The organism is Curvibacter sp. EU05-FHT14A10 (assembly GCF_058791075.1).
Genome location: NZ_JBYTDE010000015.1, coordinates 30,195 through 46,349, shown reverse-complemented (window position 1 = coordinate 46,349; position 16,155 = coordinate 30,195). Strand labels below are relative to the sequence as shown.

Below are 16,155 nucleotides of genomic sequence, written 5' to 3'. Positions count from 1 at the left end.
CATGCCCACCCCGGCCCGCCCCCCCACCAGCCTGTCGGCCCGACTGAGCCGCAGCCTGGTGCTGTGGGTGTGTGCGCTGTGGCTGATGACGGCGGTCGGCACCACCTGGTACGTGCGCACCGAGGTCAACGATGTGTACGACAGCGCCCTCAGCGAAAGCGCCTGGCGCCTGCTCGACCTGGTCAGCCACGAGATCGATGAACACGGCGCCAGCCCGGTGCTGGGCGAGGCACCGCCGCCGCGCTCGAGCAGCTTTCCGCTGCACCTGGCACCGCACCACCTGATCTACCAGATCACCAGCCCCGAAGGGCGCCTGCTGCTGCGCTCTGCCGACGCGCCCACCGAGGTGCTGGCCCCTGAGGTGCGCTACGGCTTTTCCGAGCAGGGCCCGTGGCGCGTGTTCAGCCTGACCCACCCGACCCGCCAGGCCCGCATCCATGTGGCCGACGCACTGCAGCACCGCCAGCACACCCAGATCGATGTCGTGCTGTCGCTGCTGCTGCCTTTGCTGGGCCTGCTGCCTTTTCTGGCCCTGCTGATCCGCCACATCACCCAGCGCGAACTGGCCAGCGTGGGCGCACTGGCCGATCAGATCCGCGAGCGCAGCGACCGCAACCTGAGCCCGCTGTCCAGCGCCGGCCTGCCCGCCGAACTGACCGTGATCACCGAGCGCAGCAACCACCTGCTGCAGCGCCTGTCGGGGGCCCTGGACACCGAGCGCGCCCTGGCGGCCAACGCCGCCCACGAGCTGCGCACCCCGCTGGCCACCACCCGGCTGCGCCTGCAAGGGGTGCAGGCCCTGCTCGGCCAGGAACCCACCGAGGTGGTGCAGCGCGAACTGCAGCATGCCCTGGACTCGCTGGCCCAACTGAGCCGGCGCACCGAGAAGCTGCTGCAGATGTCGCGCGCCGAATCAGGCGCCGCCCTGGCCCGCGAGCGTGTGCCCCTGACTCGCCTGGCCGCCGCCGTGGCGCAGGAGTTCTGGGCCGACCCGGCCCTGCTCAACCGGCTGCAACTGCAGTTGCCCGAACACGGCGAACCCGAGGCCCTGGGCGACTTCGACGCCCTGGCCATCGCTCTGCGCAACCTGCTTGAGAACGCCGCCCGCCATGCGCCCCAAGGCCCCATCGTGCTGGGCGTGCACCTGCCGGCCCAACTCAGTGTGAGCGACTGCGGCCCGGGCATTCCGCCCGAGCGCCAGGCCGACCTGCTGCAGCGCCACCAGCAAGAAGGCACGCCATCGCGCAGCACCCCGCAACCCGGCTACGGCCTGGGCCTGTCCATCGTCAGCACCATCATCGAACGCCAGGGTGGCCGGCTGAGTCTGCAGTCGCCCGCCCCCGGGCACACCGATGCTGCCCACCCGGGCCTGTGCGTGACCCTGGCGTTGCGGCCTGCCCAGGGGGCTTGACCGCTTCAAAACGGGGCCTCCGCCGGAGGGCTCCAGCCTTTCATTCATGAAACATTAAGGTGCAGGCCCTAGGCTCGGAAGCTCGCTCCAGAATATGCCCATGAACCTCCGCCACTCCTTCCTGCGGGCCACCCAGCCCGCTCTGCGAACCCTGCGCTCGCGGCACACCCTGGCTGCCGGCCTCACCCTGGGCCTGTTGGCGGGGGTGCCGTCTCAGGCCGCAGAACTGCTCAAGCTCAGCCCGGCCCAGGCCGAGGCCGCCCAACTGCGCACCCAGCCCGCCCAGACGGCCAGCGCCGCCAACACCGGCGCCAACCTGGTGTTGCAAGGCACGGTGATGCTGCCCAGCCAGGCCACCGACCTGGTCAGCGCCCCGGTGGCTGGCGTGGTCCAGGCCGTGTTGGTCAGCCCCGGCCAGAGCGTGCGCGCCGGCACGCCAGTGGCCCGACTGCTCAGCCCGCAACTGGTGGAATGGCAGCGCGACTGGCTGCAGGCCGACACCCAGGCCCAGTTGGCGCGCGAACGCCTGCAACGTGACGAGCAACTGTTTGCCGAGGGCATCATCGCCGAGCAACGCCTGCGCGAAACCCGCGGCCAGGCCCGCATGGCCCAGGTCACGCTGGACGAGCGCAGCCAGGCGCTGCGCCTGGCCGGCGTGTCGGCCCAGCAACTCAAACACCCGGCACTCGACGCCAGCCTCACCCTGGTGGCCCCCGCCAGCGGTACCGTGCTGGAACTCTCGGCCACCCCGGGCCAGCGCCTGGACGCCGGCATGCCGGTGGCCAAGCTCGCGCGCGCCGGCCTGCTCAGCATCGAGGTGCAGGCCAGCCAGCAGCAACTGGGCTGGCTCAAGGTGGGTGACGCCCTGAAGGTCGACGGCTGCAAGACCCCGGCCCGCCTGGCCGCCATCACGCCCCAGGTCAGCAGCGCCAGTCAGGCCGCACTGTTGCGTGCCGATTTCAGCGGCAGCGAGAACTGCCTGCGCGTGAACCAGTTCGTGCAACTGCACGCGGCTGCGACGCTGCCGGCCAGCGGCGCCATCAGCGTGCCCACCGCCGCCCTGGTGCAGCATGAAGGCCAGCCCCATGTGTTCGTGAAACGGGCCCAGGGCTACGAACCCGTGGCCGTGCGCACCGGCGCTGCCGGGGGCACGCAGATCACCGTGCTCAGCGGCCTGAAGGCCGGCGACGAAGTGGTGGTGCAAGGCACCGCAGCCCTGAAGGGCCTGTGGCAGGGGCTGGGCCTTGAAGGTGCACCGGCAGAAGCGCCCACCACCCCGACCAAGGCCAAATGATGCTGGCCCGTCTGATTGCCCTGGCGCTGTCGCAGCGCCTGTTCACCCTGGTACTGACCCTGGGCCTGATCGGCGCCGGCCTGCTGGCCCTGCGTGACCTGCCGATCGACGCCTTTCCGGATGTGTCGAGCACCCAGGTCAAGATCATCCTGAAAGCCCCCGGCATGACGCCGGCCGAGGTCGAGTCCCGCATCGTGGCCCCGCTCGAACAAGAGCTGCTGGGCATTCCCAAGCAAGTCATGCTGCGCTCCAGCAGCAAGTACGCGATTGCCGACATCACCCTCGACTTTGCCGATGGCACCGACATCTACTGGGCGCGCCAGCAGGTCAGTGAACGGCTGAACGGCGTGATGGGCGAACTGCCCCCGGGCATCGGTGGCGGACTGGCCCCCATCACCACCCCGCTGGGCGAGATGTTCATGTTCACGCTGGAGGGCGAGGCCAGCCTGGCCGAGCGCCGCATCGTGCTGGACACCCTGATCCGCCCACGCCTGCGTGGCATCAACGGCGTGGCCGATGTCAACTCGCTGGGCGGCATGGTGCAGACCTTCGAGGTGGTGCCCGACATGGCGGCCCTGTCGGCCCGCCACATCGCGCTGAGCCAGTTGCAAACCGCCCTGGAGGGCAACAACCGCAACGACGGCGCGGGCCGCCTGCAGGCCGGCGAAGAATCACTGCTGGTGCGCAGCGAGGGCAGCATCCGCAGCCTGGACGATGTGCGCGCCATCGCCATCACGGCGCGTGACGGCCAGTCGGTGCGCGTCGGCGACCTGGCCACCGTGCGCCTGGGCGAGCTGGCCCGCTACGGTGCCGTGACACGCAACGGCACCGGCGAAACCGTGCAGGGCCTGGTGCTGGGCCTGCGCGGCGCCAATGCCCGCCAGCTGGTGCGCGAGGTGCGCGCCACCCTGGATGCCCTGGGCCCCACCCTGCCACCGGGCATCACCATCGTGCCCTTCTACGACCGTGGCCAACTGGTCGATCGTGCCGTGGGCACCGTCACCAAGGCCCTGGGCGAAGCCATCGTGCTGGTGCTGATCCTGCTGCTGCTGTTCCTGGGCAACCTGCGCGCCGCGCTGGTGGTGGCCCTGATCCTGCCGCTGTCGGCCCTGGCCACCTTTGTGCTGATGCAGCAGTGGGGCCTGTCGGCCAACCTGATGTCGCTGGGCGGCCTGGCGATCGCCATCGGCATGCTGGTGGATGCCGCGGTGGTGGTGGTCGAGAACATCGAGGCTCGCCAGAGCAGCCTGCATGGGCCGGCCCTGGCCCTGCCCAACCGGCACCATGTCTACCGTGCCACCGTCGAGGTCGCGCAGCCGGTGGGCGCGGGCGTGGCCATCATCATGATCGTGTTCCTGCCCCTGCTCACGCTGCAGGGCCTGGAGGGCAAGCTGTTCAGCCCTGTGGCCCTGACCATCGTGTTCGCGCTGGGGGCCTCCCTGCTGCTGTCGCTGACCGTGATCCCGGCACTGGCCTCGTGGCTGCTGCGCCTGCCCCAGCCCGGGCACAAACCCCACCAGGCCCCCTGGCTGGTGCGGCGACTGGAGGCGCTCTACACCCCGATGCTCGACTGGGCACTGGGCCACGGCAAGAGCGTGGTGCTGGGCTCGGTGCTGGCCCTGGCTGGCGCGCTGGCGGTGTTTCCGCTGCTGGGCAAATCGTTCATGCCTTCGCTCGATGAGGGTGACGTGATCCTGCAGATCGAAAAGCTGCCGTCGATCTCGCTGGACTCGTCGAGTGCCACCGACCTGGAGCTGCAGCGCCGCGTCCTGAAGGCCGTGCCCGAGGTCTCGGGCATCGTGGCCCGGGTGGGTGCCGACGAACTGGGCCTGGACCCCATGGGCTTCAACGACACCGACACCTTCCTGGTGCTCAAGCCCCGCGACAGCTGGCGCTTTGCCAGCAAGGACGCGCTGATCGATGCCCTGCGCGAAGCGGTGGCTCCGGTGCCCGGCATCAACCTCAGCTTCACCCAGCCCATCGAGATGCGCACCTCCGAGATGCTGTCGGGTGTGCGCGGTGATCTGGCCATCAAGGTGTTCGGCCCCGACCCACAGGAGCTGGCCCGCCTGGCCACGCAGGTGGTGCAGGTGGTGCAGGGCGTGCCCGGCAGCGAAGACGTGATCACCGCGCAGAACGAGGGCGTGCAGTACCTCAGCGTGGCCATCGACCGGACCGCCGTGGGCCGCCTGGGCCTGTCCGTCGAGCAGGTACAGAACGATCTGCGCGCCCTGCTCGAAGGTCGGCGCAGCGGCACCGTGGTGCAGGGCATCCGGCGCGTGCCGTTGATGATCCGCGGCAGCGATGCGCTGCGCATGGCCCCCGAGCAGTTTGCCCAGCTGCGCCTGCCCCTGCCCGACGGCGCCTCGGTGCCCCTGAGCCAGGTGGCCGACATCCGCGTGGTGGATGGCCCGGTGAAGATCGACCGCGAAAAATCCATGCGCATGTCCGTGGTGCGCGCCAATGTGCGTGACCGTGATCTGGTCGGCTTTGTGGACGACGCCAAGGCCGCGGTGGCACGCGAGGTCAAGCTGCCCCCCGGCTACCTGCTGGCCTGGGGTGGCCAGTTCGAGAACCAGCAACGCGCGGCGGCCCGCCTGAGCGTGGTGGTGCCGGTGGCCCTGGCCCTGATCCTGCTGGTGCTGTTCGCCACCCTGGGCCAATTGCGCCAGGCCCTGCTGGTGTTTGCCAACATCCCCTTTGCCCTGGTCGGTGGTGTGTATGCCCTCGGCGCTACCGGTGAGTATCTTTCGGTGCCGGCCTCGGTGGGCTTCATCGCGCTGATGGGCATTGCCGTACTCAACGGCCTGGTGCTGGTGACCTGCTTCAACCAGCTCGCCGAACGCCACCTGCCGATCGACGAGGTGGTGCGCCAGGGTTGCCTGCGCCGCCTGCGCCCCGTGCTCATGACCGCCAGCATCACCGGCCTGGGCCTGGTGCCCCTGCTGCTGGCCACCGGACCGGGCTCGGAGATCCAGCGCCCCCTGGCCATCGTGGTCATGGGCGGGCTGTTCAGCGCCACGGTGCTGACCCTGTTCCTGCTGCCACTGCTGTACCGTCACTTTCACCGGCCCTCGCGCCAGGCCCTCGCATGAGCCCTGAAACCCTTTCTGCCCCCCTGCTGACAGCACCCTCTTCCGTGCCGATGTGCCTGCTGACGCTGTCGCTGCCCCAGGCCCTGGAGGAAACCCTGCTCGACGCCTTGCAGGCCCTGCCCGAACACCCCGGCCCCTACACCGTGCTGCAAGGCCACAGCCTGGGCGCCGGCGTGGACCTGCCCAGTGCCATGGAGCAGGTGAAGGGCCGGGCCCGGCGCACCCTGGTGCTGACCGTGCTGGCCGCGAGCACGGTGCCGGCCCTGATCCAGGCCTTGCAGGCCAGCGTGCCCCACCCCGACATCAGTTGGTGGACTGCACCGCTGTTGCAACACGGGAGGCTGGCATGACCCGCGCATCCATCAGCCCCCCACGCCTGCTGGTGCTGGCCCTGTGCACCGCACTGAGCCTGCCGGCCTTCGCCGACACGCCGCCAGGCCCGGCCCACACCGACCCCGCCGCCACGCTGGAGCGGGTGCCCCTGCCCTGGGCTGGCCGGCTGCAGAACGTGCTGCCCCCCGAAGAGCGCGTGCGCGCCATGCTGCTGCGCCAGCCCATGGTGCAGGCGGCGCGCGCCAACGTCGATGCCGCCGCCGGGCGGCAGGCCCGGCTGAACGCCGGCCCGCACGAGTGGACGTTCAAGGCCGGCGTGCAGCAACGCCGTGAAATGCCTGGGCCGCGCTACCGCGAAACCGAACTGGCCCTGGAACGCGGCCTGCGCCTGCCGGCCAAACTCGATGCCGATCAGGCCCTGGGCCGCAATGAGGCCGAGGTCGGGATGCTGGCGTTTGAAGACACCTGGCACGAATCTGCCCGCGCCCTGCTCAAGGCCTGGTTCGACGCGCTGCGCGAAGCCCGCACCCTGCAGGTCCTGCGCGAGCAGGTGGCCCTGGCCGAGCAACAACGCTCGGTGGCACAGAGGCGCCTGCAAGCGGGCGAGGCCGCCCGGCTGGAGCTGCTGCAGGCCGAGGCCGATGTGGGCCGGGCCCAGGCTGCCGCCCAGCAATCGGGCACCCGGCTGCGCGCCCTTCAAGCCGACCTGCGCCTGCGCTACCCCGATGTGCAAGCCGGGCTGGAGCCGACCTCCAGCGGTCTGCCCGCGCCTGCCGGGCTGGCTGAGACCGCCCAGCAGTGGGTAAAGCGGGTGCTCTCCGACAACCACGAGTTGGAACTGGCCGAAGCCCAGGCGCGCCACGCCGAACTGGTGGCCCGCCGGGCCGGGCTGGACCGACAGGGCGACCCGGTGCTGGGCGTGCGCGCCTCGCGCGAGCGCGGCGGCCAGGAGCAGGTGCTGGGCGTGTATGTGTCGCTGCCCTGGGGCGGCGCCGGGCGCCGGGCCGACGAGCAGACCGCCCTGGCCCTGGCCGAGATGGCCCGCCAGAAGGTGGACGAGGTGCGCCAGCGCGTGGGCTCGGAAGCCTGGCGCGTGGCCATCAATGCGGTGGAAGGTGAAGCCAGCTGGCAGGCACTGGAGGCCGCCTGGCAACGCATGGACCAGAGCGCCCGCCTGGCCGGGCGGGCCTACGGCCTGGGTGAATTGCCGCTGGGCGACGCCCTGCAGGCCCGCCGGCTGGCCCTGGAGGCCCGGCTGAATGCCGACGCGGCCCGACTGGACATCCTGGAAAGCCAGAGCCGCCTGCTGCTGGACGCCCACCAGATGTGGACGCCGCCCGGGCACGGCGGTTGAGTCAGGGCTTGTGGACAGGCCCTGACCGGGCGTTCAGCCCAGGCCCACCGGGCTGGGCGCCCGCATCACGATGCGGGTGAACAGTCGGTCGTAGGCCGGGTCGCGAAGGCTGGGGTTGACCAGCGGGTCGGCATTGCTCAGGAAGGCCTCGTCCAGGGCCTTCCAGTCGCCCTCGTCGAGCACCTTGCGGGCTTCGGGAATGATCACGGTCTCTTCAAGCCGCATGTGGTCGAGGTAAAAATCGATGTAGCGGCGCAACTCGTCTTCGAAGCGCTTGCGGCGGCCGTCGCCCATCAGCTCCCAGGCCAGCAGCAGGTGCTGCAGCTCGCGCACCGCGGTCTCGCCCTTCATGTGGTCGCGCTCCAGTTGCTCGACCACCGTCATCACATGCGGCGAATGCCGCGCCACCCGCGGAAACAACAGGTCCGACTCTTTCGGGTGGTGCAGGCGTTCGGGGAACTCATCGATGTAGAACAGCATCGCCCGCATGACGTCAAAGAAGCTTTCTGGCTCGTCACCCGGCCCCCGGTCGAGCATCATCAGCATGGAGCGCAGCATGGCCGCCAGCGCCGTGTGTTCTTCCTGGATGACCTTGATGCATTCTTGTGCCATGGTGTGCCCCGGGGTGTCTGTGAGAAGAGCACGAGGGTGCCACGCCGCCCGGCGCAAGTCCCTGACCCAGATCAAGTGCCGCCCCTCAAAGCGAGGCGCCAGGCTCGATCAGCAGCTCCGGGGGCAGCACGATGCCCGCCTTCAGGCCTTGCCCGTCCGGGCCCCGGCCCAGCTCGAAGCGCGCGCCCAGCAACTGCGCATAGCGCGACACGATGGCCATGCCCAGGCCCACGCCTTCGCCCATCCATTCGCGCTCCTCGCCCTGCACCCAACGCTGCAGGATCCGTTCGCGCTCGGCCCCCGGGATGCCGGGGCCGTTGTCGATCACCGACAGGTGCACCCCGTCGGCCTGGCGCTGCAACTCGACGGTGATGCTGCCGCCCTCGCCCGAGGCCGGTCGCCCATAGCGCAGGGCGTTGTCCAGCAGGTTGTTGAGAATGCCTTCCAGCAGCGTAGGGTGGCCCATCACGCGCAGCGGCTCATCGAGCCCGCGCCCGCCCAGGTCGATGCCGGCGGCATCGGCACGCGGCAGCAGGCGCAACACCGCATCGCGTACCAGCTCATCGAGGGCCACCGGCACGGCCTGCATCTGGGTGCGGGCCTCGTCGGCCAGGGCCAGGGCCAGCAGTTGATCGACCAGGTGGCTGGCACGGGCCTCGCTGCCCACGATGCGCTGCAACTGCATGCGCCAGGCCTCGGGCTCGCGCTGGGCCAGGCCATATTCGGCCAGGGCCCGGATGCCGGCCAGCGGGGTGCGCAGCTCATGCGCCACGTTGCCGGCAAACTCACGTTGGGCCTGCACGCCGCGGGCCACCCGGGCCAGCAGGGCATTGAGCGAATCCTCCAGCAGGTGCACATCTCGGGTGTTGGCCTGCACCTGCAAAGGCGTCAGGTCCTGGGCGTTGCGCTGGCCCAGCGCCTGCTGCAGGCGGGCCAGGGGCTGCAACTCGGTGCGGATGGCGCGCCCCAGCCAGGCCGCCAGCAGCACCAACAGCAGCACCTCAGGGATCACCGAGTACAGCAGCAGGTTGCGCAGCAGTGCGCTGCGGCTCTGTGTGGTCTGGGCCATGATGACCTCGAAGGCCAGCGGCTCGGATCGGCGCAGGCGCACCGCCCGCAGGGGCTTGCCCTGGTAGTAGATGTCGGCAAAGCCATACACGGCTTCGTCGGTGTCGGAGATCGGCGGCATGTTGAGCCCCGAGTGCCCGGCCAGCAGGCTGCCGTCGGGCCGGCGTACCGCAAAGTACACGCTCTCAACCTGGTCGAACAGCACCGCCCGCACCTCGCGCGAAGACAGCATCAGCTCCAGACCGGCATCGTTGGCGCGCACATTGCTGGCCACCGAATACGCGTCATCCAGCAAAGACCGGTCGTAGGCCGCCTGGGTGAAATGGCGCGCCAGCGAGATCGAGACCACGGCCCCGGCCAGCCAGGTCAGGCCCAGGGGCAGCAACACATGGCGCAGCAGCCGCGAGCGCAGAGAAGGCAGGGCCAGGGTGGCCGCCCCGGCGGCGCCCGTCATGCCTCGGCCTCCAGCAGGTAGCCCAGGCCGCGCAGGGTGCGGATGCTGGCACCGCTGCCCACCAGCTTTTTGCGCAGCCGCGAGATGAAGGCCTCCAGGGCGTTGTCGGCCAGGGCTTCGTCAAAGCCCGACAGCTTGTCAGCCAGGGTGCGCTTGCTGACCACCCGGCCCGGTGGGGTCATCAGCTCCCACAGCACCTCGAACTCGCGCGCGGGCAGCTCGAACCAGTCGCCCTGCAGGCTCAGGCGGCGCGCCTTGCGGTCCAGCGTCAGGGTGCCCACGGTGGTGATGTCCTGGGTGCCCTGGCTGCGCCGCACCAGGGCCCGCAAGCGGGCCTCGACCTCGGCCAGGTCAAAGGGCTTGCCCAGGTAGTCGTCGGCCCCGGCATCCAGGCCGGCGATGCGCTCCTCGGTGCGGTCGCGGGCCGTCAGCACCAGCACCGGCACCTGGTCCCCGCGGGCCCGGGCGGCCCGCAGCAGGGTCAGGCCGCTGCCCAGGCCCTGGCCCACCTGGCCCACGGGCAGGTTCAGATCGAGCAGCACCGCATCAAACAGCTGGATGCGCCAGAAATGGTCGGCCTCACCCAGTGTGGCGGCCTCATCCACCCGGTGGCCCGCCTCACTCAGGCTGCGCACCATCACGTCCCGGAGCACGGCGTCGTCTTCAATCACCAGAATTCGCATGCTTGTCATTCCTGAATGGCAGGATGCAAGCCTACCCCGATTCGCCCACCTTGCCTGCGCCAAGGTGTTCGGCGGCACGAGGCAAACGCCGTCCCCCCGGTTGACCGGTCTGCCCAAGGCCATTGGCGCTCCGTGAACCTGGGGAAAACACCCAAAAGTCAGGTCCTGGTCAGGTTCAGGTCAGGGACCATGAGGCATAAGCTGTAACGATGAGCATCCGACAGATTTCCATGGCCGTGACGCTGGCCTGTGCCTGCGTCACGGCCGCGCTGGCCCAGACGGCCGCGCCCACCCCCTCCGTGCTGCGCCTGGAGCAGGTGCTGCAAGGGGCCCGCAACAACCTTGACGTGCAGTTCTCCAACGAGCTGGCAGCGGCGGCGCGGGCCGACATCGTCAGCGCCGACCACGCCCCGCTGCCGGTGCTGACCACCAAGGCCAGCCAGATGGACCTGCAGCATGGGTTGGGCAGCGGCAGCGTGCTCAATGAGAAGCGCATCGACAAAAGCGTCGGCCTGGACTGGACCTGGGAACGCGGCAACAAGCGGGCCTTGCGCACGCTGTCGGCGCAACGCGCGGCGGATGCGGCCCAGGCCGATGTGGACGACACCCGGGTGCTGCAACTGCAGGCCGGGCTGACTGGCTTCTACGATCTGTTGGCGGCCCAGGAGCGGCTGGCCGAAGTGCGCGCCATCAGCCAGAGCGCCAGCCAACTGGCCGGCACCGCGGCCCAGCGCGTGCGCGCCGGCGACCTGGCAGCCCAGGATGCCGCCCGCACGGAGATCGAGGCCCAGCGCGCCCAGGGTGATGTGCGCCTGGCCGAGCTGGAGCGCCAACGTGCCGGCGCGGCCCTGAGCCAGGTGCTGGGCCGCAGCACGGCCACCGCGCTGGAAGTAGCCCCCGACTGGCCGGCCCTGACCCCACCGGACACCGGCACCGACCTGGTGGCCGTGGTCGATGCCCGCGCCGATGTGCGCGCCGCCCAGGCCCGCGTGGATGCCGCGCAGTCCGCGCTGGACAACGCCCAGGCACTGACCCGCAGCGACATCACCGTGGGGGCCTCGCTGGACCACTACCCCGGCACCTCGACCCGCCTGCTGGAGCTGCGCCTGCAGATGCCGCTGCAGACCCACTACGCCTACCAGGGCGAGATCGCCCGCGCCCTGGCGGGCCTGAACCAGGCCCGCACCCTGCTCGAACGCGTGCGCCTGAACGCCTTGCTGGAGCTGCAAAGCCTGCAGCAAAGCCTGCTGGGCACCCTGGCCCAGGCCCGCAGCTACGAGACCGAGATCCTGCCGCGCGCGCGCCAGGTGGCGGCCGGCGCCGAGCTGGCCTACAGCAAAGGTGCCATCCCGCTGGTGGATCTGCTCGATGCTCGCCGGACGCTGCGTGCCACCCTGATCGAAGCCGTCAACGCGCGCGCCGAGCACGCCCGTGCCCAAGGCCTGTGGCTGTTGCGCACCCAACCCCAGCGCCTGCTGGCCACCCCCTGATTCACACGGCCCCCTTTCACGGCGCCCCAACCCACTTCTGCCTACCCCATGCGCAAGCTCCCACTCCATCGCCTCTGCACCCTCGCTGTTCTGACCAGCGCGCTGCTGTCGGCCTGCGGCCCAGCCCCCACGCCCAATGCCGCCCCGCAACCCGCCACCCCCATCGTGCAGGGCCAGCAGTTGCGCTTTCCGGCCGGTCACCCCCAACTGGCCCTGCTGCCCACCCAGGCCGCCCGGCCCGCCCAGGACATCACGGTCGAACTGCCCGCGCGCATGGTCTGGAATGAAGAACGCACCCAGCGCATCTACCCCGCCTTTGCCGGCCGGGTCACCCGCATCGATGCCGACGTGGGCCAACGCGTGCAGCCCGGCTCGGCCCTGGCCCATCTGGCTTCGCCCGATTTCGGCCAGGCCCAGGCCGACACCGCGCGCGCCCAGGTCGATGCCCGCCTGATGAACCAGGCCGTGCAGCGCCAGCGCGAACTGTTTGCCGCCGGCATCATTGCGCGCAAGGATCTGGAGCAAAGCGAGGCTGACGCCTCGCGCGCCCAGGCCGAAGTGGCCCGCGCCCAGGCCCGCACCGCCCTGTATGGCGGCTCGGCCCAGGTCAACCAGCAGCTCAGCCTGAGCAGCGGCATCGCCGGCGTGGTGGTGGAGCGCAACCTCAACCCCGGCCAGGAACTGCGGCCCGACCAATCGGGGCCCGGCGTACCGGCCCTGTTCGTGGTCAGCGACCCAGCCTCGCTGTGGGTGCAGATCGATGCCCGCGAGATCGACACCGGCATCCTCAAGCCCGGTGCCAGCTTCGAGCTGGAAGTGGCGGCCTACCCAGGCACCCTGTTCCAGGGCAAGGTGCTGGCAGCGTCCGATTTCATCGACCCCAGCACCCGCACCATCAAGGTCCGTGGCCTGGTGGCCAATGCCGACCGGCGCCTGAAAGCCGAGATGCTGGCCACCGCCCGCGTGCACCAGACCTTCAGCAGCGGTGTGGTCGTACCCGCGGCCGCCATCACCCTCAATGGCACCCACCATGCGGTGTTCGTGCAGACCCAACCCGGGGTGTTCGAGCCGCGTGACGTCACCCTGGTGCACCAGGGGCCCAAAGAGGTCGTGGTGAGCAAGGGCCTGCAGGCCGGCGAGTTGGTGGTGTCGGACAACGCCCTGCTGCTGGCACGCCAGTTCCACGTGGCCCAGGAAGACTCGATCGGCCGCAGCGACAGCCCGAAGAGCGCCCCCGCCACTGAAGGCAAAGAGAGCACCGGCAAAGGGAACGCCCCATGAGACGCCTGATCCAGTACGCGCTCTACCAACCGCTGTTCATCGTCCTGGGCACCCTGCTGTTTGCCCTGGCCGGGGTGATCGCCTTCAAGAACCTGTCGGTCGAGGCCTTTCCCGACGTCACCGACACCCAGGTCACGGTGATCACGCTGTTCCCGGGGCGGGCCGCCGAAGAGGTGGAAAAGCAGGTCACGCTGCCGATCGAGGTGGCCCTGTCGGGGCTGCCGAATTCGATCCGTGTCTTCTCGCACACCCAGTTCGGGCTGAGCTTCATGGTCGTCACCTACGACGACAAGGCCGATGTGAACCTGGTGCGCCAGCAGGTCAGTGAGCGCCTGCGCGGCGTGGACCTGCCCGCCGGCGTCGAGGCCGAGATCGCGCCCAACGCCACCCCCGTGGGTGAAATCATGCGCTACCGCCTGCGCGGCGACGGGCTGAGCACCACCGACCTGCGCACCCTGGAAGACTGGGTGGCCGAACGTGCGCTGCGCCAGGTGCCCGGCGTGGCCGATGTGGTGGCGATGGGCGGCTCGATCAAGCAGTACGAGGTGCAACCCGACCTGGACAAGCTGCGCGCCTACCGCCTCAACTTCCAGAACCTGCTCGATGCCCTGGGGCGCGGCAACTCGAACGCGGGCGGCAGCTATGTGGCCCAGGGGGCTCAGCAGTACACCATCCGCGGCCTGGGCCTGCTCAAGTCGTCGGAAGACATCGGCCGCATCGTGGTGGCCGCACGCAACGGCACCCCGATCCTGATCCGCGACATCGCGCAGGTGAAGATCGGCGCCGTGCCCCGTCTGGGCGTGGTCGGCCAGGACCTGGACGACGACGTGGTGACCGGCATCGTGATCATGCGCAAGGGCGAGAACCCGAGCGTGGTGCTCAAGGGTGTGAAAGACAAGATCGCCGAGCTCAATGAGCGCGGCCTGCCCCCGGGCGTGAAGATCGAGCCCTTCTACGACCGCACCTGGCTGATGGACAAGACCCTCACCACGGTGTTCCGCAACCTGGTCGAGGGCGCGGTGCTGGTGTCGCTGGTGCTCTACATCTTCCTGTCCAACCTGCGCGCCAGCCTGGCCGTGGTGGTGGTGATCCCGCTGGCCCTGTTGGCCACCTTCATGGGCCTGAAGATCATGGGCGTGCCGGCCAACCTGCTGAGCCTGGGAGCCATGGACTTCGGCATCATCGTCGACGGCGCCGTCATCGTGATCGAGAACATCCTGCACCGGCTGGCGCAGAACCGCGAGGACATGCCCGATTCGGAACGCAAGCAGACCATCATCGACGCGGCCAACGAAGTGGGCCGCCCCACGCTGTTCTCGATGCTGATCATCATTGCCGCGCACATCCCCATCTTTGCGCTGCAGCGCCACGAAGGCCGCATCTTCCAGCCCATGGCCTTGTCGGTGACCACGGCCCTGATCGGCTCGCTGGTGTTCTCGCTCACCCTGGTGCCGCTGCTGGCCTACTGGATGCTGCGCCGCAAACTGCCCCACCACGACAACCGCGTGGTGACCGCCGCCAAGGGCTTGTATGAACCCGTGCTGGGCTGGGCGCTGAACCACCGCCGCAAGGTGCTGGGCATTGCCGTGGCGGCCTTCGCCATGTCGGGCGTGGTGGCCTCGCGCCTGGGCTCGGAGTTCCTGCCTGAGTTGAACGAAGGCACCACCTGGATCAACTTCGCGCTGTCACCCAACGTGTCGACCGAAGAGGCCGCGCGCATCCTGCGCATGGCTCGCAAGGCCTTGCTGACCGTGCCCGAGGTGCGCACCACCGTGTCCAAGGCCGGCCAGCCCGAAGACGGCACCGATCCCAAGACCATCAGCATGGCCGAGATCTTTGTGGACTTGAAGCCCGAGCACGAATGGCGTGCGGGCATGACGCACGACAAGATCATTGACGAGATGGACCACGCCCTGTCGGCCATCCCCAGCATCGACCCGGCCTTCTCGCAGCCGATCCGCGACAACGTGCTCGAATCGATCTCCCAGATCAAGGGGCAGATCGTGATCAAGCTCGCGGGTGACGACCTGGCCGAGATGCGCCGCATCACCGAAGCCATCACGCGTGAGGTCAAGCAGGTGCAGGGGGTGTCGCGGGCCGAGATCGACCGCGACGGCCAGGTGCCGCAGTTGTTGATCGACATCGACCGCGACCGGGCCGCCCGCTACGGCCTCAACGTGGGCGACATCCAGGACGTGATCGAGGCCGCCCTGGCCGGCAAGGCCGCCACCAGCCTGTGGGAAGGCGAGCGCAAGTTTGCCGTGGCCGTGCGCCTGCCCGCCGAAGACCGCCTGGTGGCCAAGCTGGAACGCACCCCCATCCCCACGGCCGACGGTGGCTATGTGCAACTGGGCGCGGTGACGCACATCACCGAAACCAGCGGCGCCATGAACATCGCCCGTGAGGCCGGCCGGCGCACCACCGCCATCGGCATCTTCATCAAGGACCGCGACATGGGCTCGGTGGTGGCCGACATGAAGGCCCGGGTCGCCAAGATCGACATCCCGGCCGGCTATGTGGTGAACTGGTCGGGTGAGTTCGAAAACCAGGAACGCGCCATGAAGCGCCTGTCCGTGGTGGTACCGATTTCGCTGCTGCTGATCTTTGTGCTGCTGTTCGATGCCTTCAAATCCTTCAAGATGGCCTCGCTGATCCTGCTCAACGTGCCTTTGGCCCTGGTGGGCGGGTTTGTGGCACTTTGGATCTTCGGCATCCCGTTGTCGGTGTCAGCGGCCATCGGCTTCATTGCCCTGAGCGGCCAGGCCGTGCTCAACGGGGTGGTGATGCTCTCGGTGTTCCAGCAGTTGCGCAAGGCCGGCCACACGGTGTACGAAGCGGCCCGCATCGGTTCCATGCAACGCCTGCGCACCGTGCTCATGACGGCCATGCTGGCCGCCCTGGGCCTGCTGCCCATGGCACTGTCGCGTGAGATCGGCTCCGAAACCCAGCGCCCGCTGGCCATCGTGGTCATCGGCGGCCTGGTCACGGCCACCTTGCTCACCCTGGTCGTGCTGCCCTCGCTGTACGTGTCGTGGTTCTCGCGGGCCAAGAACGCCAAGACCAGCGAAGGTGCCTCCTGA

At 69.5% G+C, this 16,155-nt stretch carries 11 protein-coding genes; 8 read left to right on the top strand and 3 right to left on the bottom strand.

The features are described 5' to 3' along the window. The first annotated feature begins 1 nt into the window (after position 1). The 5 genes from AC3WUT_RS23465 to AC3WUT_RS23445 all read left to right on the top strand — a co-directional run bounded on the left by AC3WUT_RS23465 (position 2) and on the right by AC3WUT_RS23445 (position 7,487). Positions 2-1,411: a sensor histidine kinase gene (locus AC3WUT_RS23465; RefSeq protein ID WP_492349489.1), complete on the top strand. Its 1,410-nt coding sequence runs from the start codon at positions 2-4 to the stop codon at positions 1,409-1,411. A 100-nt stretch (positions 1,412-1,511) separates the two neighbouring features. Beyond that, positions 1,512-2,705 carry an efflux RND transporter periplasmic adaptor subunit gene (locus AC3WUT_RS23460; RefSeq protein WP_492349488.1) on the top strand — a complete coding sequence of 398 codons (1,194 nt, stop codon included), beginning with the start codon at positions 1,512-1,514 and terminating at the stop codon, positions 2,703-2,705. Continuing rightward, a complete protein-coding gene (locus AC3WUT_RS23455; RefSeq protein WP_492349487.1) occupies positions 2,705-5,800 on the top strand; it encodes an efflux RND transporter permease subunit in 3,096 nt (1,031 codons plus the stop codon). The genes AC3WUT_RS23460 and AC3WUT_RS23455 overlap by 1 nt, the downstream gene beginning before the upstream one ends. Then, on the top strand, positions 5,797-6,150 hold the full coding sequence (locus AC3WUT_RS23450; RefSeq protein WP_492349486.1) for a DUF3240 family protein: 354 nt from the start codon (positions 5,797-5,799) through the stop codon (positions 6,148-6,150). Before AC3WUT_RS23455 ends, AC3WUT_RS23450 begins: the two co-directional genes overlap by 4 nt. Next, positions 6,147-7,487, top strand: a complete 1,341-nt coding sequence (locus tag AC3WUT_RS23445) for a TolC family protein (protein ID WP_492349485.1) — start codon at positions 6,147-6,149, stop codon at positions 7,485-7,487. Before AC3WUT_RS23450 ends, AC3WUT_RS23445 begins: the two co-directional genes overlap by 4 nt. Positions 7,488-7,520: 33 nt before the next feature. Here AC3WUT_RS23445 and AC3WUT_RS23440 read toward each other — a convergent pair whose 3' ends face one another. The 3 genes from AC3WUT_RS23440 to AC3WUT_RS23430 form a co-directional block, all read right to left on the bottom strand. Beyond that, positions 7,521-8,099, bottom strand: coding sequence for a hemerythrin domain-containing protein (locus tag AC3WUT_RS23440; protein ID WP_027474890.1), 579 nt, complete (start codon positions 8,097-8,099; stop codon positions 7,521-7,523). Between the two features lie 85 nt (positions 8,100-8,184). Next, entirely contained in the window at positions 8,185-9,621 is a 1,437-nt protein-coding gene (locus AC3WUT_RS23435) for a sensor histidine kinase (RefSeq protein WP_492349484.1), read from the bottom strand. After that, positions 9,618-10,304: a response regulator transcription factor gene (locus AC3WUT_RS23430; protein ID WP_492349483.1), complete on the bottom strand. Its 687-nt coding sequence runs from the start codon at positions 10,302-10,304 to the stop codon at positions 9,618-9,620. Before AC3WUT_RS23430 ends, AC3WUT_RS23435 begins: the two co-directional genes overlap by 4 nt. Positions 10,305-10,513: 209 nt before the next feature. On the opposite strand from AC3WUT_RS23430, the gene AC3WUT_RS23425 reads away from it, so the two are divergent. From AC3WUT_RS23425 to AC3WUT_RS23415, 3 genes are read left to right on the top strand one after another with little or no spacing between them, the layout of a single operon-like run. Next, positions 10,514-11,794 (top strand): TolC family protein, encoded by a 1,281-nt coding sequence (locus AC3WUT_RS23425; protein WP_492349482.1) that lies wholly within the window; start codon positions 10,514-10,516, stop codon positions 11,792-11,794. A gap of 48 nt (positions 11,795-11,842) precedes the next feature. Beyond that, the gene (locus AC3WUT_RS23420) at positions 11,843-13,075 is read left to right on the top strand and encodes an efflux RND transporter periplasmic adaptor subunit (protein ID WP_492349481.1); all 1,233 of its coding nucleotides are present in this window, start codon (positions 11,843-11,845) and stop codon (positions 13,073-13,075) included. Then, entirely contained in the window at positions 13,072-16,155 is a 3,084-nt protein-coding gene (locus tag AC3WUT_RS23415) for an efflux RND transporter permease subunit (RefSeq protein WP_492349480.1), read from the top strand. The genes AC3WUT_RS23420 and AC3WUT_RS23415 overlap by 4 nt, the downstream gene beginning before the upstream one ends.

Excerpts from the sequence above, each read along its gene's own strand:
- AC3WUT_RS23420 (WP_492349481.1), top strand. The coding sequence starts at position 11,843 with ATGCGCAAGCTCCCACTCCATCGCCTCTGCACCCTCGCTGTTCTGACC.
- AC3WUT_RS23430 (WP_492349483.1), bottom strand. The coding sequence starts at position 10,304 with ATGCGAATTCTGGTGATTGAAGACGACGCCGTGCTCCGGGACGTGATG.
- AC3WUT_RS23440 (WP_027474890.1), bottom strand. The coding sequence starts at position 8,099 with ATGGCACAAGAATGCATCAAGGTCATCCAGGAAGAACACACGGCGCTG.
- AC3WUT_RS23460 (WP_492349488.1), top strand. The coding sequence starts at position 1,512 with ATGAACCTCCGCCACTCCTTCCTGCGGGCCACCCAGCCCGCTCTGCGA.
- AC3WUT_RS23445 (WP_492349485.1), top strand. The coding sequence starts at position 6,147 with ATGACCCGCGCATCCATCAGCCCCCCACGCCTGCTGGTGCTGGCCCTG.
- AC3WUT_RS23435 (WP_492349484.1), bottom strand. The coding sequence starts at position 9,621 with ATGACGGGCGCCGCCGGGGCGGCCACCCTGGCCCTGCCTTCTCTGCGC.
- AC3WUT_RS23465 (WP_492349489.1), top strand. The coding sequence starts at position 2 with ATGCCCACCCCGGCCCGCCCCCCCACCAGCCTGTCGGCCCGACTGAGC.
- AC3WUT_RS23450 (WP_492349486.1), top strand. The coding sequence starts at position 5,797 with ATGAGCCCTGAAACCCTTTCTGCCCCCCTGCTGACAGCACCCTCTTCC.
- AC3WUT_RS23415 (WP_492349480.1), top strand. The coding sequence starts at position 13,072 with ATGAGACGCCTGATCCAGTACGCGCTCTACCAACCGCTGTTCATCGTC.
- AC3WUT_RS23425 (WP_492349482.1), top strand. The coding sequence starts at position 10,514 with ATGAGCATCCGACAGATTTCCATGGCCGTGACGCTGGCCTGTGCCTGC.
- AC3WUT_RS23455 (WP_492349487.1), top strand. The coding sequence starts at position 2,705 with ATGCTGGCCCGTCTGATTGCCCTGGCGCTGTCGCAGCGCCTGTTCACC.